General features: G+C 59.3%; 17 protein-coding genes. 8 read left to right on the top strand and 9 right to left on the bottom strand.

Features of this window, described 5'->3' with window-relative positions; genetic code table 11:
* Positions 1-3 precede the first annotated feature (3 nt).
* The 7 genes from nusG to leuB all read left to right on the top strand — a co-directional run bounded on the left by nusG (position 4) and on the right by leuB (position 7126).
* Positions 4-540: a transcription termination/antitermination protein NusG gene (nusG, locus tag ACQQ92_RS07470; protein WP_427718370.1), complete on the top strand. Its 537-nt coding sequence runs from the start codon at positions 4-6 to the stop codon at positions 538-540.
* Between the two features lie 120 nt (positions 541-660).
* Complete coding sequence (rplK, locus tag ACQQ92_RS07465; RefSeq protein WP_022093893.1) at positions 661-1089, top strand: 50S ribosomal protein L11; 429 nt, start codon at positions 661-663, stop codon at positions 1087-1089.
* A 116-nt stretch (positions 1090-1205) separates the two neighbouring features.
* Positions 1206-1913, top strand: coding sequence for a 50S ribosomal protein L1 (rplA, locus tag ACQQ92_RS07460; RefSeq protein WP_154514750.1), 708 nt, complete (start codon positions 1206-1208; stop codon positions 1911-1913).
* A 426-nt stretch (positions 1914-2339) separates the two neighbouring features.
* Positions 2340-3875, top strand: coding sequence for a 2-isopropylmalate synthase (locus tag ACQQ92_RS07455; RefSeq protein WP_427796166.1), 1536 nt, complete (start codon positions 2340-2342; stop codon positions 3873-3875).
* 42 nt (positions 3876-3917) lie between these two features.
* Complete coding sequence (gene leuC / locus ACQQ92_RS07450) at positions 3918-5183, top strand: 3-isopropylmalate dehydratase large subunit (protein WP_427796165.1); 1266 nt, start codon at positions 3918-3920, stop codon at positions 5181-5183.
* Positions 5184-5434: 251 nt separating this feature from the next.
* Positions 5435-5947, top strand: coding sequence for a 3-isopropylmalate dehydratase small subunit (locus ACQQ92_RS07445; protein WP_427796164.1), 513 nt, complete (start codon positions 5435-5437; stop codon positions 5945-5947).
* A gap of 6 nt (positions 5948-5953) precedes the next feature.
* A complete protein-coding gene (gene leuB, locus ACQQ92_RS07440; protein ID WP_427796163.1) occupies positions 5954-7126 on the top strand; it encodes a 3-isopropylmalate dehydrogenase in 1173 nt (390 codons plus the stop codon).
* Between the two features lie 50 nt (positions 7127-7176).
* Here leuB and ACQQ92_RS07435 read toward each other — a convergent pair whose 3' ends face one another.
* The 9 genes from ACQQ92_RS07435 to ACQQ92_RS07395 all read right to left on the bottom strand — a co-directional run bounded on the left by ACQQ92_RS07435 (position 7177) and on the right by ACQQ92_RS07395 (position 17257).
* Positions 7177-7887 (bottom strand): metallophosphoesterase family protein, encoded by a 711-nt coding sequence (locus ACQQ92_RS07435; protein WP_427796162.1) that lies wholly within the window; start codon positions 7885-7887, stop codon positions 7177-7179.
* Positions 7884-9800, bottom strand: a complete 1917-nt coding sequence (locus tag ACQQ92_RS07430) for a BMP family ABC transporter substrate-binding protein (RefSeq protein WP_427796161.1) — start codon at positions 9798-9800, stop codon at positions 7884-7886. Before ACQQ92_RS07430 ends, ACQQ92_RS07435 begins: the two co-directional genes overlap by 4 nt.
* Positions 9801-9916: 116 nt before the next feature.
* A complete protein-coding gene (locus ACQQ92_RS07425; RefSeq protein WP_427718391.1) occupies positions 9917-10684 on the bottom strand; it encodes a mechanosensitive ion channel family protein in 768 nt (255 codons plus the stop codon).
* Between the two features lie 334 nt (positions 10685-11018).
* Positions 11019-11813 (bottom strand): ABC transporter ATP-binding protein, encoded by a 795-nt coding sequence (locus ACQQ92_RS07420; protein ID WP_117839998.1) that lies wholly within the window; start codon positions 11811-11813, stop codon positions 11019-11021.
* Entirely contained in the window at positions 11806-12729 is a 924-nt protein-coding gene (locus ACQQ92_RS07415; RefSeq protein WP_427796160.1) for an ABC transporter permease, read from the bottom strand. The genes ACQQ92_RS07420 and ACQQ92_RS07415 overlap by 8 nt, the downstream gene beginning before the upstream one ends.
* Positions 12730-12932: 203 nt before the next feature.
* On the bottom strand, positions 12933-13913 hold the full coding sequence (locus tag ACQQ92_RS07410; RefSeq protein ID WP_427747699.1) for an ABC transporter substrate-binding protein: 981 nt from the start codon (positions 13911-13913) through the stop codon (positions 12933-12935).
* Between the two features lie 158 nt (positions 13914-14071).
* A complete protein-coding gene (locus ACQQ92_RS07405; RefSeq protein ID WP_427796159.1) occupies positions 14072-14860 on the bottom strand; it encodes a hypothetical protein in 789 nt (262 codons plus the stop codon).
* A gap of 250 nt (positions 14861-15110) precedes the next feature.
* Positions 15111-16514, bottom strand: coding sequence for an asparagine--tRNA ligase (asnS, locus tag ACQQ92_RS07400; protein ID WP_427796158.1), 1404 nt, complete (start codon positions 16512-16514; stop codon positions 15111-15113).
* 179 nt (positions 16515-16693) lie between these two features.
* Positions 16694-17257: a PTS sugar transporter subunit IIA gene (locus ACQQ92_RS07395; RefSeq protein ID WP_427796157.1), complete on the bottom strand. Its 564-nt coding sequence runs from the start codon at positions 17255-17257 to the stop codon at positions 16694-16696.
* 246 nt (positions 17258-17503) lie between these two features.
* Here ACQQ92_RS07395 and ACQQ92_RS07390 point away from each other — a divergent pair, with 246 nt between their 5' ends.
* Positions 17504-18403, top strand: a complete 900-nt coding sequence (locus tag ACQQ92_RS07390) for an alpha/beta hydrolase (protein ID WP_427793558.1) — start codon at positions 17504-17506, stop codon at positions 18401-18403.
* Positions 18404-18671: the final 268 nt, after the last annotated feature.

Below are 18671 nucleotides of genomic sequence, written 5' to 3'. Positions count from 1 at the left end.
ACCATGTCTAAGCGTTGGTACGTCGTCCACACTTACTCTGGATACGAGAACCGCGTTAAGTCCGATCTCGAGCATCGCATCGAGACCATGGGCATGCAGGATCGTATCTTTGATATTGAGATTCCTATGGAGCGCGTCACCGAAATCAAAGAGGGTGGCAAGCGCGAGACCAAGGATTCTAAGATTTTCCCGGGTTATGTCCTGGTTCGCATGGAGATGGATGACGATGCATGGACGTGTGTTCGCAACACGCCCGGCGTCACCGGTTTCCTGGGCGGCAACGGCAAGCCCGCTCCGCTTTCCCGCGACGAGTACAATAAGATGACTCGTCGTCCCGGTAAGGGCGATTCGCCCAAGCGTACGTCGGTTGATATTGAGGTTGGTACGTCCGTCCGCGTCACCGATGGCCCGCTTACCGACTTTGATGGCAAGGTCTCCGAGGTTAACGCCGAGGCAGGCAAGCTCAAGGTCACGCTGATGATCTTTGGCCGCGAGACGCCGGTCGAGCTTGACTTTAACCAGGTCGCTGTCATCGCTTAAGTTTTCGTCCGTTCGCGCGAGCGTGCTTCTTCTGTGACTGCTCATCTCAGGAGTGCTTCTAACACGTGCGTGCTTACGATATAGCAAGTACTTCACACTCGTGATTCGAAAGGAATGACCATGGCTGAGAAGAAGGTTGCCAACGTCATTAAGCTCCAGATTCCTGCTGGTGCCGCTAACCCCGCTCCTCCCGTCGGCCCCGCCCTGGGCGCTGCTGGCGTGAACATCATGCAGTTCTGCCAGGCCTTTAACGCCGAGACGCAGGACAAGAAGGGCGACATTATCCCCGTTGAGATCTCTGTCTACGAGGATAAGTCCTTCTCCTTCATCACCAAGACTCCGCCGGCGGCTCACCTCATCAAGAAGGAGCTGAACCTCAAGTCTGGTTCCGCTAAGCCCCAGGCCGACAAGGTTGGCCAGCTCTCTCAGGAGCAGCTCACCAAGATCGCCGAGATCAAGATGCCGGACCTCAATGCCAACGACATTGACGCCGCCAAGAAGATCATCGCCGGTACCGCCCGCTCCATGGGCGTCACCATCGCTGAGTAGCGTTTTTCTAGGTAACGACGGGTGCTCCGACCGGGGCGCCCGTTAAATGTGTGCAATAGGGCACACGATACGATGTGGGAGGGCTCACGCCCGTTTAACCACAGGAGGTAATGCACATGGCTAAGCATGGTAAGAGCTATAACGCCGCTGCCGAGAAGGTCGACCGCGCCACGCTCTACACCCCCCTTCAGGCTGCCAAGCTCATCAAGGAGCTCGACACCGCCAAGTTCGACGAGACCGTCGAGGCCCACTTCCGTCTGGGCATCGATACTCGTAAGGCTGACCAGAACATCCGTGGTTCCATCTCCCTGCCCCACGGCACCGGCAAGACCGTTCGTGTTGCCGTCTTCGCCGAGGGCGAGAAGGCCCGTGAGGCCGAGGCTGCCGGTGCCGACATCATCGGTTCCGACGAGCTCGTCGCCCAGATCCAGAAGGGCGAGATCAACTTCGACGCTGCTATCGCTACGCCGAACATGATGGCCAAGGTTGGCCGCATCGGTAAGATCCTTGGTCCCCGTGGCCTCATGCCGAACCCCAAGCTCGGCACCGTGACCATGGACGTCGCCAAGATGGTCTCCGAGCTCAAGGCCGGCCGCGTTGAGTATCGCGCCGACCGTTATGGCATCTGCCACGTGCCCCTGGGCAAGAAGTCCTTCTCTGAGCAGCAGCTCGTTGAGAACTACGCTGCCCTGTACACCGAGATCCTGCGCGTCAAGCCCTCTTCTGCTAAGGGCAAGTACGTCAAGTCCATCTCTGTGTCTTCCACCATGGGCCCTGGCGTCAAGGTCGATCCCGCTGTCCAGCGTGACTTCCTGGCTGAGTAACTTCTAGTTACTGCCTGAGCAAAGCAAGCATTGCTAAAGGAACCCGGTTCTGTCTCGTGCAGGACCGGGTTCCTTGCTATTTCGGGCCAAAACCAACACGAAGGAGATAGGCGCCTTTGTGGTGGTTTTGGTTCAAAATCCCCGTTGAGCGTCGTTTTGACTGTGTTACACTTTAGCCCAATGTAGTGAATACCCGAGGCCGAAAGGAGCCAGACTTGTTCAATTACAATCAGCAGCTCCTAGGCCTAGCGCTACTAGATTGGATAGCGCGCTAGGGTTGTAATTTTGCTATAACGATTAGTTGTACCCGGGTGCGCTATCTTCCGCCGCTTTTGGGCGTGATGAGCGACACGGGTATTATCCTATCTTGAGGCACTCCATCTCTCCTGAAAGCCATCTGTATCTTTAGCCTGTCAGGAGGAAATCATGAGCCGCAAAATCGCAATCTTTGACACAACGCTGCGTGACGGGGAGCAGTCTCCCGGCGCCAGCATGAATACCGAGGAAAAGCTCGTTATTGCACGCCAGCTGGTACGTATGAATGTCGACGTGATCGAGGCGGGATTTCCTATTTCGAGCCCCGGTGATTATCGTTCCGTACAGGAGATTGGCAAGATCGCGGGTGACCGGTGCACGGTATGCGGTCTCACCCGTGCGGTCGATAAGGATATCCAAGTAGCGGCAGAAGCCCTCAAGACGGCTCAGAGGCCCCGTATCCATACCGGTCTGGGTGTGAGTCCCAGCCATTTGCGCGACAAGCTCCATATGACCGAAGACGAGGCTATCGAGCGCGCTATTCACGCCGTAAAGCACGCTCGTAAGTTTGTCGACGATGTCGAGTTTTATGCCGAGGATGCGGGCCGCTCCGATCAGGAGTTCCTGGTCCGCATTCTCGAGGCAGCGATCAAGGCCGGCGCTACGGTCGTGAATATTCCGGACACCACGGGCTATAACATGCCCTGGGAGTTTGGCGCCCGTATTCGCGATCTACGCGAGCGCGTGGCCGGAATCGAGGACGTTACGATTTCGGTCCACACGCATAACGATCTGGGCATGGCCACAGCCCTTGCACTCGAGGCCGTCCGCAATGGCGCGACGCAGATCGAGTGCACCATCAACGGCTTGGGCGAGCGCGCGGGCAACACGGCGCTCGAGGAGGTCGTCATGGCCATGAGGATGCACGAGCAGGATCTGGATGCACATACCGATATCGTAACGACCGAGCTCACGCGCGCATCTAAGCTCGTCAGCTCAATCACTGGCATTAATGTGCAGCCCAACAAGTCCATTGTGGGCGCTAATGCGTTTGCACACAGCTCGGGCATTCATCAGGATGGCGTGCTCAAGGCGCGTGACACCTACGAGATTATCGATCCCAAGGACGTGGGTGCAGCGGGATCCGAGATTATCCTTTCGGCACGTTCGGGCCATGCGGCACTGCGCCATCGTCTCGCCGAGCTGGGTTATACGTTTGGCGATGAGGAATTCGAGTCGATCTATCAGCGCTTCTTGGAGATTGCAGATCAAAAGAAAGAGGTCTTTGACGAGGATCTGGAGTCGATGATTCAGGAGCGCCAGCGCGAGGTCAAGGCGATCTACACCCTCGACGCGCTTCAAGTTTCCTGCGGCGACCCGCTTATTCCTACGGCCACGGCGACCATCACGGACGAGGACGGCGCGACACGGGTGGTTTGCTCGACGGGTACTGGTCCGGTTGATGCGGCCTACAAGGCGGTTGACAAGGCCATCTCTGCCCATGGTGAGCTGACGGAGTTCAACGTTAAAGCCATTACGCGTGGTATCGACGCCATCGGTGAGGTGACGGTGCGCATCACCGCCGAGGACGGCAAGATCTACACCGGCCGCGGCGCGGATACCGACATTATCGTGAGCTCGGCCAAGGCTTACATCAACGCTATTAACCGCATGATTCAGACCAACCGTTCCAAGGCGGGCAAGTAACAAGCACCAGCCGGGCATGCGCCCGTACGAGAGGGGAATCACATGGCACGTCCCATGACCGTAGCAGAGAAAATTTTGGCGGCACACGCCGGGCTCGATGAGGTAAAGCCGGGCCAGCTGGTCGAGTGCGACCTGGACATTGTGCTCGCCAACGACATTACCGCACCTATCGCGATCGATGTCTTTCGTGAGCTGGGTGCCACCGAGGTATTTGATCGCGATCGCATTTGCCTGGTGCCCGATCACTATGCGCCCAACAAGGACATCAAGAGCGCCGAGCAGACCAAAAAGATGCGAGATTTTGCGCACGAGCAGCATGTGACGCACTATTACGAGCAAGGCTGCGCGGGCATTGAGCATGCCCTGCTGCCCGAGCGCGGCGTGGTGGTCCCGGGCGATCTGATTATCGGTGCCGACTCGCATACCTGCACGTATGGCGCCTTGGGTGCGTTTTCGACCGGCGTGGGCTCAACAGACGCCGGCGTGGGCATTGCCACGGGGCGCGCATGGTTTAAGGTTCCGCCGACGATTCGCTTTGAGATTAACGGCGAGCTTGAGGACGGTGCTACCGCCAAGGACATCATCCTGCACATTATCGGCATGATCGGCGTGGACGGTGCCCTGTACCAGGCCATGGAGTTTGCCGGCAGCACCATCGAGGGCCTGTCGATGGAAGGTCGCATGACAATTTCGAACATGGCGATCGAAGCGGGCGGCAAGGCGGGCATTATCGAGGTCGATGATGTTGCCCGCGCCTGGCTCAAGGGACGCTGCGAGCGTGATTACGTTGAGTATCACGCCGATCCAGACGCCGAGTATGCCCAGGTTATTGCCATTGACGCGGCCGACATTAAGCCGTGTGTATCGTGGCCGTATCTGCCTAGCAACACCCATCCGGTGAGCGAGAGCCGTCACATCATGATCGACCAGGCGGTAATCGGCTCGTGCACCAACGGACGTATCGAGGATATGCGTGCTGCGGCCGAAGTCATGCGCGGCCATAAGGTTGCCGACGGGGTGCGTTGCATCGTGATTCCGGCGACCCAGGCGGTCTTCCGCCAGTGCATGAAGGAGGGATTGACCGACATTTTCCTAGATGCCAACTGTGTGTTCTCCACGCCCACGTGCGGTCCGTGCCTGGGCGGCTACATGGGCATCTTGGCGGCGGGGGAGCGTTGCGTTTCTACGACCAACCGCAACTTTGTCGGCCGTATGGGCGACCCCACGTCCGAGGTCTATCTGGCCTCGCCGGCCGTGGCGGCTGCTTCTGCCGTGGCGGGGCACATATGCTTGCCGTCTGACCTGTAGGGGCTACGGGGTCCTTCGACCTTTGCTCGCTACGGCGGACAGTCCTGGCACTTTTTTGTTCGCCGAAGGCGAACGCTAACTTACCATTAGCTTTTTTGTAGCCGAAACGCGAACGAGGGATTTGATATTTGCTTGCGTCGAGTTACGCACGAGCCGGAGAGCACTTAATGTGCTCTCCGTGCGAGCAGGACTGTCCGAGTAAGTAAGTAAATATCAAATCCCCCGCATTCCATGTTTGAACGGAGAATGATATGAACTTTGAAGGTTCGGTTTTTCGATATGGTCGTGATGTTGATACGGATGTCATCATTCCTGCTCGGTATCTGAACTCGTCCGACCATGCGCACTTGGCGGCGCATGCTATGGAGGATATTGATCCCGCGTTTGCCTCTGCCGTGAGGCCCGGTGACATCATTGTGGCTGAGGGGAACTTTGGTTGCGGTTCTTCGCGTGAGCATGCCCCGGTTGCCATTAAGGCTGCAGGAGTGTCGTGTGTTATTGCCAAGAGCTTCGCACGCATCTTCTATCGCAATGCCATTAACGTGGGCCTGCCCATTATGGAGTGCCCCGAAGCCGTCGATGCGATTTGTGCCGGCGATACCGTGAAGGTCGATACCGATGCGGGTGTCATCACCAACGAGCGTACTGGCGAGACTTTTACAGCTGAGCCGTTCCCGCCATTTATTGCCGAGATTATCGAGGCCGGCGGTTTGGTTGCGCGCACGCGTGCCAAGATTGTCGCGGCAAAGGGTCAGGAGGCGTAAGCGATTATGACGGTCAAGCTGGATAATCCGTTTGCAAACGGGCCGAGTAGCGAGAGCTGGAGTTGCAACGTGAAGAAGACCTATAAGATCTGCTGTCTTCCTGGTGACGGCATTGGGCCCGAGGTCATTGCCGAGGGTAAGAAGGTGCTGGCTGCCGTGGGCAAGCGCGCCGGCGTAGAGTTTGCCTTTGAGGATCACCTGATTGGTGGCGCGGCGATCGATGCGTGCGGCAATCCGCTGCCCGATGAAACTCTTGCGGCGGCAAAGGCGTCGGACGCCGTGCTGTTGGCATCCGTCGGTGGCCCAAAGTGGGATTCGACCGATCCGGCGGCCCCGCGCCCCGAGCAAGGCTTGCTGCGTATCCGCAAAGAACTCGGCCTCTATACCAACCTTCGCCCTGTAAAAATCTACGACGCACTTGCCAGCGCATCGACGCTTCGTCCCGAAGTCATCAAGGGTGTTGACATGGTACTCGTCCGCGAACTTACCGGTGGCATTTACTTTGGCAAGCACGAGCGCTTTTATGACGAGGGCGGTGCGGGCACCGACGGTGTGGCTGGCCAGCGCGCGGTTGACGTAATGGAGTACCGCGAGTACGAAGTTGAGCGCATCGCCCGTCAGGCGTTCGAGGCAGCTCGCAAGCGCCGCGGCAAGGTGACAAGCGTGGACAAGCGCAATGTATTGGAGACGAGCCGCATGTGGCGTGAGGTCGTGCATCGCGTGCATGACGAGGAGTATCCAGATGTAGAGCTTGAGGACCTGCTCGTCGACAACGCCGCCATGCAGCTCATTAACCGGCCGGCCGACTTTGACGTCGTAGTTACGGAGAACATGTTCGGCGACATTCTCTCCGACGAGGCGGCGCAGATTACCGGATCGCTCGGCATGCTTGCCTCGGCTTCGCTGGGCGATGGTGTGTCGCTGTTTGAGCCGAGCGCCGGCAGCGCGCCCGACATCGCGGGGCTCGGTATCGCTAACCCGCTCGCGCAGATCCTGTCGGCGGCAATGCTGCTCACGTACGCGCTCGACATGGGTGAGCAGGCTGCTTGGATCGAAAATGCCGTGGCACGTGTGCTTGATGAAGGCTGGCGCACCCGCGACATTGCCGATGCCAGTACCCCTGCCGATAAGATCCTCGGCACGACCCAGATGGGCGATAAGGTCATCGCCGCACTGTAGCGTCGAGATGTCCGGAACCACCACAAAGGCACCTGTCCCCTTTGTGGTGGTTACCAGGGGGTTCTGGCGGTTGAGGACTCGATTGCCTCGTGGCGCTTGAGTTCGCGGCGCATGGTTTGCGAATTGAGCCAGGCTGCCTGCCATCCACGGATGGGGTAGCGCGCCTCGTCCAGCTCAAACTGCGTATAGCCGCAGGCGTTGATGATCGTTGCCCCGCATGCGTGCTGGCGTTCGCGTTGAAAGTCGCGAACATAGCATTGGTGCACATGCCCGTGCACCATGTAGTCGGGATTCCATGTCTGGAGCGCTGTGTTAAAGCATTCGAATCCCCGATGCGGCAGATCGTCCAGATCGCCCATGCCGGCGGCGGGCGCATGGGTGAGCAAGATGTCGCAGCCGCCGACCATCCTCACTTTGCGGGACAGCTTGCGCACGCGCTTGGCCATCTCGTGCTCGGTGTACATGTTAGCGCCATCTCGGTAGCGCATGGAGCCGCCAAGCCCCGCAATGCGGACGCCGCGATACACGTACACGGTGTCTTCGACACAGATGCAGCCGCCCGGTGCATGACGCGCGTAGCGGTCATCGTGATTGCCACGCACGTAGATGAGCGGTCTGTTGATGACCGTAACCAAAAACTCAAGATAGTCCGGGTCCAGATCACCAGCGGACAAAATCAGGTCGACACCCTCAAAGCGTTCCTTGCGAAAGCACTCCCACAGGCATCGCTCTTCGGTATCGGCTATGGCAAGGATTTTCATAGAGCACGGACCTTCGGCTCATCGTCAGGCTGCGGAATGGTGCCCACCACGTTGTCTGCCAGCCAGTCCATCTCGACGATTTGCGTGCTCGGCAGTGGGGGAAAGCCCTCAATCTGCACCACGCCGTCTTGGCTATGGAGCTCGCCGCCAAATGGATTGATGGAGCCCTCGACGATGCCATTGCGGAGGAGCTGAACAAGCTTGCGCGTCTGATAGGGCAGACCCGGAGCGTAGCGAATATCGATAACGCCCGAGCTCATGCCATACCAGTAGTTGACGGCGCGAAGCTGGCTGTCGTCACTGGTCTCATCCCAGGTGCCATGCAGTAGACTTCGCACGATAAGCTCGTAGTATCGGCCCCAGTTCCATACCGGCATGGCAATGCCGACGACCTTGCCATCGACCAGACGGTGGAGTCCGTAGGCCGTGGGGTCTTCGAGCGACTTTGACATATCGGCGCCGGTCATGACGCTCACGCCTTCGCGGCACATGGCCTCGGCAAGGCCTCCGGCGGGCACATCGCCCCAGGTTAGGATAATTTGCGCACGGGGGTCGAGCAGCGAGGCGCCAATCGCAAAGGCGTTGATCTCGCTGAGTGCGCCCGAGGCGAAGACCGACGCGTGGTAACCGATGCGGTGGTTGTCCGCCATGCTGGCGGCAAGGGCGCCCAGGAGAAACTTGGCTTCGTACATCTTGCCAAAGTACGAACGGACGCTTTGGTGGGGAAGGCCGATGGAGCAGTTAAGGAACCGAACCCGGGGATATTCAACGGCAGCCCTGAGCGTGTATTCCATCAGGCGGTGCGAGGTCGAGAAGATGACGTTTGCTCCATGTTTGACTGCCGTTTCCACGGCGGCGTAGAACACGTCCGGATCGTGACAGTCCTCAAACGCCTCGGTGCGCACGATACCTCCAAAGTGCTCATCGAGATACTGACGCCCTTGGTCGTGCAGGCTGTCCCAGCTCGACGTCGCACAGGTGAATTCATGGATAAAGGCGATGCGCAGGGGGTTGGCCGCCGAATAGACGGTCTTGCCCATAAAGAAGTTGAGCATACCGGAGGTGGACTTGGCGGGCGACTCCTCCTCATCGACGTTTGGCGCTTCGACAAGATCGACCTTGTCCTCGTCACTTTTCCCGGCAATGACCAGCTCGCGCCAAATCTTGCACAGGCGGTTTACGACGATATCCGTCGGCGTATCCAGCAGGCGGTCCTGGTTGTACACATTGAGGTACACGAGCATGGCGTCGGCTGGCGTAATGTCCAGGTGGTCGCCGCCCGCGCGAAGGTAGGCGCGCTTAAAGAGTAGGAAGGTGTGGCGCAGGTAATCGACCTTTTTTTGGGGCCATTTTTCGATAAGGTTCTGACCGAGCATCTTGGCGAGCGTTTCGTAGCTTCCTTCGCGCGAGAACTCGATCTCGTATAGGGGGCAGACACGCCAAAACGCGCAGAACTCGCCGTACAGGCGACTTTCGACGGAATCCCATTTGCCGGGGTAGAGGCGGGTGACCTTGGCCGAAACCGTCGGGGCGTCCAGGAATTTGAGGACGCTGACGCGCTTGTTGCCCTCCTGGACATAGAACCTATGCATGAACTCGGTGACGATGATGGGGTCGCGATAGCCCTCGGTTACCTGAATGTCGTAGAGGTTGGACCACTTGCGGGCGAACTCGGTGCTAAACGGCAGCAGGGGCATAAAGTTGCATGAAAAGGCGGACTGACGGCCCTTGGTAACCGTGCCGACAACCATTTCGAGCGGAATATCCCGCAGGCCGACATTCTCTCGCTGACCTAAGGGGAGCTGAGCAACCAAACTGTCGAGGTCCGTAAGGTATGGATGCTCGCTTTGGCTAATGGCGCGTCGACGTCCTTGCTCGCCGCGCTTGCGTGCTTGACGGTAGGCCTCTTCCATAGTTTGCTCCCTTAGTCGTTTAAACAACTGTATGAACTATGGTACCACGAATGAAAACCTCCCATTTTCCGATGTCAAAGAAATGGGAGGCAGTTCACTGTCCCCTTTGTGGTGCTTTAGGCGATGATGGGAGCGATAGCGCGGATGCAGGCGTCGGCAGCGGTGAGTGTGGTGCTGTCGTCACTGACGATAAAGATGATCTTGCCCTTGATGCCAAAGTCGCCGATTTCGCTAAAGAGCACGTAGGGCTCCTGGTCAAAGCCCGAGATGGGAAGCACGGCGGCCTTGGTGGCGCTGGTCAGCTCGTCTGCCAGCGCGTCAAGGGAAGCCCATTTAGACGTGTCCTTTACGGCAACGGGCACGGCCACGCGCCCAAAGGGCATCAGATGCACGAGCGTGTCCTTGGAGATGTTGGAGTTGGGCACAATGATGGTCTGCCCGTAGGCATCCTCGATGGTCGTGTGGCGCCAGGTGATGTCCTGGACCACGCCCGACACGCCGCCGACCTCGATATTGTCGCCGGGCTTGATGATGCCCATAAAGGTCACCTGCATGCCGCCGATAAGGTTCGACAGCGTGTCCTGAAAGCCGAGCGAGATGGCAATGCCGCCGACGCCAAGAGCGGCGACGAGCGCGTTTGCGTTAATGCCAAAGCAGTTGTCGAGGATAAAACTGCCGCCGATCATCCAGATGACGGCGCGCGCAATGTTGATGAAGATACTCGATGCCGGAAGCGGGTTATCGTCGCGGTTGAGCAGGTGACGCAGCGTCTTGGAAACGACTTTGGCGGCGACGGCGGTGCCTATCGCCAAGATGCCAGCCCAGATGATGTTGTGGACCCACCGCTGCTCAAAGAAATGAAGAATCGGCTCAAACAATTCCATGTAGGGAAAACCTCCTCAAGATCGTTCAACCATGATACCCACCAAAAAGCCCGTCCGATCACAACGGACGGGCCGATAACTTGAGATGGGGCGTCCGCGGTGGCGTAAGCTGGGGCGCCGGCGAGTACGCCGGCAAGGAGTGCGGCGGTCAAGCAAGACGAGGAAGAGATCCTCTCATGGCAGTTTCTTTAGTTCTTAACCAGTGGTCCCTGCTGACGCTGGATTATCGACATAATATGCGAAAACCGCCGCAAAGGTGTCTGTCCCTTTGCGGCGGTTTTGACGTCTGCGCAGATAAAACCTGCCAAAACAAACCTGTCCCTTTTTGGTAGGTTTAGCTCAGCAGCATGCGGTCGTTGGCGAGCTCGCCGCCCGAGACCTCCTCGAACTTCTGAAGCAAGTCGGCCACGGTGAGCGATTTCTTCTCATCGCCCGCCACGTCGTAGATTACGTGGCCCTCGTGCATCATGATCAGGCGATTGCCCAGACGGATAGCGTCGTTCATGTTATGCGTGACCATGAGCGTGGTCAGGTGGTTCTCGTCGACGATCTCCTCGGTCAGATTGAGCACTTTAGAGGCCGTCTTGGGGTCGAGTGCCGCGGTATGCTCGTCGAGCAGCAGCAGGCGCGGCTTGGTGAGCGTGGCCATGAGCAGGGTGAGTGCCTGGCGCTGGCCGCCCGAGAGTAGGCCGACCTTGGCGTTGAGGCGCGTGTCCAGACCAAGGTCCAGGCGTTTGAGCAGCTTGACGTACTCGTCCTTCTCGGCCTTGGTGACGCCCCACGAAAGGCCGCGACGCTGGCCGCGACGCTTGGCGAGTGCCAGGTTCTCGGCAATTTGCATGTCGGCTGCGGTGCCGCGCATGGGGTCCTGGAACACGCGGCCCAGGTACTTGGCACGCTGCGACTCGCTCAGACGCGAGATGTCGGTGCCGTCGAGCTCGATAACGCCCGAATCGAGCGGATACACGCCGGCGATCATGTTGAGCAGCGTGGACTTGCCGGCGCCGTTGCCGCCAATCACGGTTACAAAGTCGCCATCGTTGAGGGTAAGGTCGACGCCGGTAAGAGCGCGCTTTTCGGTGACGGTGCCCTTGTTAAAGGTCTTCTTGACGTGCGAGAGCTTAAGCATCTGCCTCATCCCCCTTCGTGTAGGAGCTGCGGAGCTTATAGCGCTCCCAAACCACGGGCACGCATAGGGCCACAGCGACAATCACGGCGGAGAGCAGCTTCATGTCGTTGGCGTCCATGCCCAGCTGCAGCACGATGGCGCGGATGAGGAAGTACACTACGGAGCCAAAGACGGCGGAGGCAAGACGGACGCTAAACTGCGTGAGACCGCCGGGCAGCAGGCGGCCGAGCACCTCGCCGATAACAATGGCGGCGAGACCGATAACGATGGCGCCGGTGCCCATGCCAATGTCGGCGTACTTCTGGCTCTGGCAGATGAGCGCGCCCGAAAGGCCAATGAGGGCGTTGGAGAGCACGAGGGCGATCATCTTAGTGGAGTTGGTGTTGACGCCCAGGGCACGGATCATGTACTCGTTGTTGCCGGTGGCGCGCAGCGCCGAGCCGATCTCGGTGCCAAAGAACCAATACAGGATGGCAACGATGGCCACGGCGAGCAAGACGCCCAGGATGATGGCAACGGCGGACTGCGGCAGGCCCGTCATATTGCTGACGGCCGAGAACACGGTGCCCTTGGCAAGGATGGGCGTGTTGGATTTGCCCATGATGCGCAGGTTGATGGACCACAGGCTGATCTGGGTGAGGATTCCGGCGAGGATCGCGGGAATCTCAAAGACGGTGGTCAGAATGCCCGTGACCGCGCCCGCAATGGCGCCGGCGCACATGCCGGCCAAAACGGCGAGCAACGGGTCGACATTGTTGTTGACGATGAGCACGGCGCAGACGCAGCCGCCGAGGGCAAAGCTGCCGTCACAGGTCATATCGGGGATGTCGAGCAGGCGGAACGTGATAAACACGCCAAGCACCATAATGCCCCAGAGGACACCCTGCGAAACGGCGCCCTGCAACGCAATGAGCATGCTTCATACCTCCTAGGATAGGGTGGACACGTGATTTTCCATAATAGCGGTACCAATGCATAAAAGAGCAGCGGACGGACATTTTGTTTTACCAAAAACAAGCAGGGCGAACGCCGGTCTTTAGCGTTCGCCCCAATGACTCAGATATTGAATAACGCAGCTATGGCGCAAGCGCGTGCCTAGCTGCGTTACCGCGCATGGCGCTACTCGTCTAGAGCGGAAAGGTCGATGCCCAGGGCCTCGGCCATCTCGTCGTTCTTGATGACGACCAGATCCTTGCTTGGGAGGTGCTTGATCGGCATATCCTCGGGCTTGGCCTCGCCCTTCAGAATCTTAACGGCCATCTCGCCCGCGGCGTAGCCCAGGTCCTCATAGTTGATGGAAAGGGTGAACAGGCCGCCGGCCATGCACATGCCCTCCTCGCCGGTCACAAAGGGAAGCTTGTTCTCCTTGCAGATCTGACCGACCTGCGAAGCGCCCGCGGCGATAGTGTTGTCAGTGGGAGAGTAGAGCGCGTCGACCTTGCCCACGGCAGACTCGACGACGGACTGGATCTCGTTGGAGCTCGAGACGGTGAAATCGGTGTACTCCAGGCCCAGCTTGTCGAGTTCCTTCTTGGCGGCCTTGATCTGGACGTCGGAGTTGGACTCGGCGGTGCAGTAGAGCAGTCCGACCTTTTTAACGTCGGGCAGGACCTTTTGCATCATCTCGAGCTGCTCGGCGACCGGGGTGAGGTCGGAGGCGCCGGTGACGTTGGTGCCGGGCTTGTCGTTGTCCTGGACCAGGCCGGAGGCGGCGTAGTCGGTGATGGCGCAGCCCACGATGGGGATATCGGCCGTGGCGCCGGCGGCAGCCTGTGCGGCAGGCGTGGCGATGGCGTAGATCAAGTTGACGTTGTCGCCCACAAACTTGTCGGCGATGGACTTACACGTGGACTGGTCGTTCTGGGCGTTCTTCTGGTCGATCTTGACCTTGAGTCCGCTCTTCTTGATGGCCTTGACAAAGCCGTCGTTGGCGGCGTCGAGCGCGGAGTGCTCAGTGAGCTGCAGAACGCCGATGGTGTAGTCGGAACCGGCGGCTGCAGAGCCGGAACCAGAGTTGCCGCCGCATCCGGCGAGCGGGGCCAGTGCGAGCAGACCGGCGGAGACCAGAAGGCTCCTGCGGCTGATGGTGATGTCGTTCATGTCATTACCCCCAGTATAGAAATTGCTGGAAACACTGCACTCAAACAAAGTGCAAGTGGGTCTATAGTAGCGCCGATGCCCATTTTTTCAACAACCTGTCGGGTTTTTTAATACTGAACCGGATGGACGGCGGGGGATTCGGCGGGCAACGGCAAGACTTAGGCGGCGGGCGCGGGCCGCTCCCCCTCGTCCAGCGCGGCAAAGAGCTTCTTGCCGTCGAGCAGGCGCGTGCTAACGTTTCTCATGCGGCCGACCTCGACGGTGCGTAGGGTGTCGTCGGAGCCGTGCCCGTCGACGACCGTTCCCAGCAGATACGAGACGCCGTCTCGCTGTTTGATGGCAAAAGGCCGAACGGTCATCCTCGTCACTTCGATCTTGTCGTGTGTCGTGACGCTTGAAATGTCAAAGCTCACCGTGGTTCCGTGGTCGATGGCCCGCTCGATGAGCTCGCAGGTATCGATGCGTTTGGCGGGCGGTCGTGTGGCCTTGGCGGGTTTGCCTTCTGAGCTTGGTGCCGGCTCGGACGTATCGAGATAGCCGCGAACGTCGGCGCTTGCCATGGCGACCAGATGGCGCGCTATGCTTTTCCTGGTCGCGATGGGTGTGGAGCGGTTGCGCATGACCATGCCATGGAGTCGAATGATTTCCTCGTCGGAGAGCGGTCGGGTGAGAAGTCGGTAACCCGCGCCGCGCTTGTACTCAATCTCGTATCCGGCATGTCGCAGGGCGGAAATCGCGGTATGGATACTGCGCCGCGCTGCCGAGATGGGCATGCGAGCGGGGTCGTCGGGATGGGCGAGACGCTCGATCAGCTCATCGGGAGGAAGCGCTTTGTCCTCACCGGTATGCTCGCTTAAGAGTTGCAGGATGCGCACAGCGCGATAGGCTGCCATGGAAGCAGCACCCCTGGTCGTGGCCTCGTAGTTCTCAACAGCGGGTTTGGCCATTGCGTTCACGTCCTTTCCGTTTTTGGGTGATGACGCTACGGAGCCTAGGACACGGGGTTTGCTTAGGGGCGCAGGGCACTCTGGGTGGTCGGTAGTCGTCGGCAAGCGGCGGATCGAGTTTTCAACAGCCCTGCTCAGCTGACCAAAAACTTGACAAAAGCCTGACGGATGCTGTTGAAAAAAGCGCCCCTCGGCTTGCCGAGAGGCGCTGGTGCGACACGCTGTAACGCGCGGGGCGGAGCTGTGGCGATTAGAAATCGGCGTTGCCCACGGTGCGGGGGTGCGGAAGGACGTCGCGGATGTTGCCCACGCCCGTCAGGTACATTACCAAGCGCTCGAAGCCCAGGCCATAGCCGGCGTGCTTGCAGGAGCCATAGCGGCGCAGGTCAAGGTAGTACTTGTACTGCTCGGGGGCCATGCCCAGGTCCTTGATGCGGGCCTCGAGCAGATCCAGGCGCTCCTCGCGCTGGGAGCCGCCGATAATCTCGCCGATACCGGGAACCAGGCAGTCGGCGGCGGCGACGGTCTTGCCGTCGTCGTTCATGCGCATGTAGAAGGCCTTGATCTCGGCCGGGTAGTCGGTCACGAAGGTCGGGCGCTTAAAGTGCTCCTCGGTCAGGAAGCGCTCGTGCTCGGTCTGCAGGTCAATGCCCCAGCTGACAGGATAGTCAAACTTGTGACCGGCAGCGACGGCCTGCTCCAGGATCTCGACGGCCTCGGTGTAGGTGACGCGGGCAAAGTCGGAGTTGGCCACGTGGTTCAGGCGCTCGATCAGGCCCTTGTCCACAAACTTGTTGAGCATGTTGAGCTCGTCGGGGCAAGTGGCCATAACGTCCTTAAGAACGTACTTGAGCATGGCCTCGGCGTTATCCATGTAGTCGTTCAGGTCGGCAAAGGCCATCTCGGGCTCAATCATCCAAAACTCGGCGGCGTGGCGCGTGGTGTTGGAGTTTTCGGCGCGGAAGGTGGGGCCAAAGGTGTACACGTCGCCAAAGGCCATGGCAAAGTTCTCGGCATTGAGCTGGCCGGACACGGTAAGGCTTGCGTGCTTGCCAAAGAAGTCCTGGCTCCAGTCGACCTCTCCGGACTCGGTGAGAGGCGGATTTTTGGGGTCGAGCGTGGTCACGCGGAACATCTCGCCGGCGCCCTCGCAGTCACTCGTGGTGATGATGGGGGTGTTGACGTAGACAAAGCCCTGCTCTTGGAAGAAGCGGTGGATGGCGGCAGCCGCGACAGAGCGGATGCGGAACACAGCGCGGAACAGGTTGGTGCGCGGGCGCAGGTGCTGCTGGGTACGCAGGAACTCGACGGTTGCGCGCTTCTTCTGCAGCGGGTAGTCCGGGGCGCTCGTGCCCTCTACCTCGATGGAGGTGGCAGAAAGCTCGAAAGGCTGGGGGGCATCGGGGGTCAGCTTGACGGTGCCGGTGCAAATGAGTGCAGCCGAGACGTTTTGGTGGGCGATCTCGTCGTAGTTGCCGAGCGTCTCGCGGTTCATGACGACCTGCAGGTCGCGGAAGCAGCTGCCGTCGTTGAGCGTGACGAAGCCAAAGTTCTTCATGTCGCGGACGGACTTGACCCAGCCGGCGACAGTGACGGTCTTGCCGCCGAGCGACTCGGCATCGGCATAGAGCTGCGCGATTTTGGTGCGGTTCACGTATCCTCCCATAACGGTTGAATGATAGTTATCCATATAGTTCGATATTCTAGCAGCTCGGCTCATTTGGGCTATACAGATAAGGTATTGACGGGACGGTTTTCAAACGAAAAGCGCCCGCGGCCAGATGGTCGTGGGCGCTTGGCGTGTTGCCTATTGGCTGTACGGCGCAGGACTCGTTACTTGGTCTTAGCCACCAGCAGCGGGTCGCCCAGCTTGACGAGCGGGTTGCCGCCGATAAGCGTTCCAGACTCGCCGACATGGTCGATGCTCTTAAGACGATCGAGCTCGGAGATGATGACGGTCACGATGTCCTCGTGACCAGCGGCCTTAATGGCATCGCGGTCGAAACTGATGAGCGGCTGGCCTGCCTTGACCACATCGCCCATCTCGACAAAGCGGGCAAAGCCCTTGCCGTTCATTTGTACGGTGCCCAGGCCGACATGGATGAACACACGAATGCCGTCCTCGGTGATCATGCCAATAGAGTGGTTGGTGACGGTGGTGGCGCCGATGCGGCCGTTAGCGGGCGCATAGATGGTGCCGGTGATGGGCTCGATGCCGTAGCCCTGGCCGAGCATACCCGAGGCGATGGTCTCGTCGGGAATCTCGTTTAGATTGACGAGCACACCGTTAACGGGAGCGTAGATGACGCCTTCGCGGGTGGCGAAGCTTGCTGCGGGCGGTACGGACGCCTCGCCCGACGAGTTGAACGTGGACTTGAGCGAATCGAGTAGACCCATAGATGCCTCCAACGTATCAAGTGCGCATGTAGCGCACGCGTAGTTTTGCCGGAAACGTTTCGTGTGTGTTACCGGCTCGGTCAGCGTCTCTATTTTACGCTGCTCAACGACGGCCCTGAGCTGGGATTATGTGATATATCAGTTGAAGGGAACTTATTGCGGATACATTTCGATGCCGTGCGTCCAAGTGGGGTACGCTTGAAGGCGATACATAACGTGCGCACGAATCGCGCGAAGGGAGCATATATGATCGTCGAGAGCCATGCGCTGTGGGGCGAGGAGCCGACCGAGGAATATCCGGCGACGTTTACCTATATGGGGGCCGAACCGCTGCCCGGCAAGCCCAATGGTCGTCGCCCGGCAGTGATCATCTGCGGCGGAGGCGCGTTTACGCACATCGCTCCGCACGAGCAGGACCCGGTGGCGTTTGCATTTTTGGATCACGGGTACCAGGCCTTTGTTCTCAACTATGTCACGAGTGGCACGGGTGACGTGAGCTTTCCGCACCCCCAGGCAGATCTTGCCAAGATGGTCGCCACGGTTCGTGCGAATGCCGACGAGTGGCATGTCGATCCCAAGCGCGTGTGCGTCGTGGGATTCTCGGCGGGTGGCATGATCTGCGCTTCGCTGGCAACGCAATGGAAGACCGGCCCCTTCGCGGCACTTGCCGGGGCGCGTCCGGACGACATTCGTCCCGATGCCGTGGTGCTGGGCTATCCATTGCTCGACTTTGCCTATGTCCGCGACATGCAGACGCGCGATCCGCGCATCGACTTGCGCGTGCCCAAGACAGGGGGCAAGACGGGGCGCGATTTGCTCAACGACTACCTGTCGATGGTGACCGGCGGCGAGGCCACCGAAGAGCACCTGGCCGATATCTGCCCTACCACGCATGTTTCGCGTCAGATGCCGCCGACCTTTGTGTGGGGCGTGTCCGATGACAAAACGGCGCCGATCGCGCAGGTCTATCCGTTTGCTCAGCGTATGGCCGAGGAGGGCGTCGCTTGCGAGATGCACGTCTTTGACCAAGGCGGTCACGGCCTTTCGCTCGGCAATGCCAATACCGCGGTCGACAACGAGGACAAGCAGGTGGCGGTTCGCCCTTGGATTCGCCTAGCCTTCCGCTTCCTGGAGCGCCATCTGTAAGAGTAAGAGGGCCAGTCCCTCCCGTCCCTCATAACTTGCGGTGAAATAGTTCCTGTTTTTGCTGGTTAAAGCCCCAAGCAGGAACTATTCCACCGCAACTTCGTTTTGATGCCCGGACCGGAAACCGCGTCCCAGTTTTGCCCCTCAAGGTGGGATACAGTTTCTCGCAGAGGGTCGATCGGGAAAATGCGTCCCGGTCTGAGCGACGATTCCGGGATGCATTTTCCGCAAGATGCCTCAACCGGAAAACGCATCCCGTTTTGAAGCT

Source organism: Collinsella sp. SGI.241, assembly GCF_050312955.1.
Taxonomy (GTDB): Bacteria; Actinomycetota; Coriobacteriia; order Coriobacteriales; family Coriobacteriaceae; genus Collinsella.
Note: the sequence above shows the minus strand (reverse complement) of the source record. Positions and strands in the feature narration are given on the sequence as shown.

What these genes read in the sequence shown, in the direction of transcription:
- nusG (WP_427718370.1), top strand. Translation starts at nt 4, where the DNA reads ATGTCTAAGCGTTGGTACGTCGTCCACACTTACTCTGGATACGAGAAC.
- rplK (WP_022093893.1), top strand. Translation starts at nt 661, where the DNA reads ATGGCTGAGAAGAAGGTTGCCAACGTCATTAAGCTCCAGATTCCTGCT.
- rplA (WP_154514750.1), top strand. Translation starts at nt 1,206, where the DNA reads ATGGCTAAGCATGGTAAGAGCTATAACGCCGCTGCCGAGAAGGTCGAC.
- ACQQ92_RS07455 (WP_427796166.1), top strand. Translation starts at nt 2,340, where the DNA reads ATGAGCCGCAAAATCGCAATCTTTGACACAACGCTGCGTGACGGGGAG.
- leuC (WP_427796165.1), top strand. Translation starts at nt 3,918, where the DNA reads ATGGCACGTCCCATGACCGTAGCAGAGAAAATTTTGGCGGCACACGCC.
- ACQQ92_RS07445 (WP_427796164.1), top strand. Translation starts at nt 5,435, where the DNA reads ATGAACTTTGAAGGTTCGGTTTTTCGATATGGTCGTGATGTTGATACG.
- leuB (WP_427796163.1), top strand. Translation starts at nt 5,954, where the DNA reads ATGACGGTCAAGCTGGATAATCCGTTTGCAAACGGGCCGAGTAGCGAG.
- ACQQ92_RS07435 (WP_427796162.1), bottom strand. Translation starts at nt 7,887, where the DNA reads ATGAAAATCCTTGCCATAGCCGATACCGAAGAGCGATGCCTGTGGGAG.
- ACQQ92_RS07430 (WP_427796161.1), bottom strand. Translation starts at nt 9,800, where the DNA reads ATGGAAGAGGCCTACCGTCAAGCACGCAAGCGCGGCGAGCAAGGACGT.
- ACQQ92_RS07425 (WP_427718391.1), bottom strand. Translation starts at nt 10,684, where the DNA reads ATGGAATTGTTTGAGCCGATTCTTCATTTCTTTGAGCAGCGGTGGGTC.
- ACQQ92_RS07420 (WP_117839998.1), bottom strand. Translation starts at nt 11,813, where the DNA reads ATGCTTAAGCTCTCGCACGTCAAGAAGACCTTTAACAAGGGCACCGTC.
- ACQQ92_RS07415 (WP_427796160.1), bottom strand. Translation starts at nt 12,729, where the DNA reads ATGCTCATTGCGTTGCAGGGCGCCGTTTCGCAGGGTGTCCTCTGGGGC.
- ACQQ92_RS07410 (WP_427747699.1), bottom strand. Translation starts at nt 13,913, where the DNA reads ATGAACGACATCACCATCAGCCGCAGGAGCCTTCTGGTCTCCGCCGGT.
- ACQQ92_RS07405 (WP_427796159.1), bottom strand. Translation starts at nt 14,860, where the DNA reads ATGGCCAAACCCGCTGTTGAGAACTACGAGGCCACGACCAGGGGTGCT.
- ACQQ92_RS07395 (WP_427796157.1), bottom strand. Translation starts at nt 17,257, where the DNA reads ATGGGTCTACTCGATTCGCTCAAGTCCACGTTCAACTCGTCGGGCGAG.
- ACQQ92_RS07390 (WP_427793558.1), top strand. Translation starts at nt 17,504, where the DNA reads ATGATCGTCGAGAGCCATGCGCTGTGGGGCGAGGAGCCGACCGAGGAA.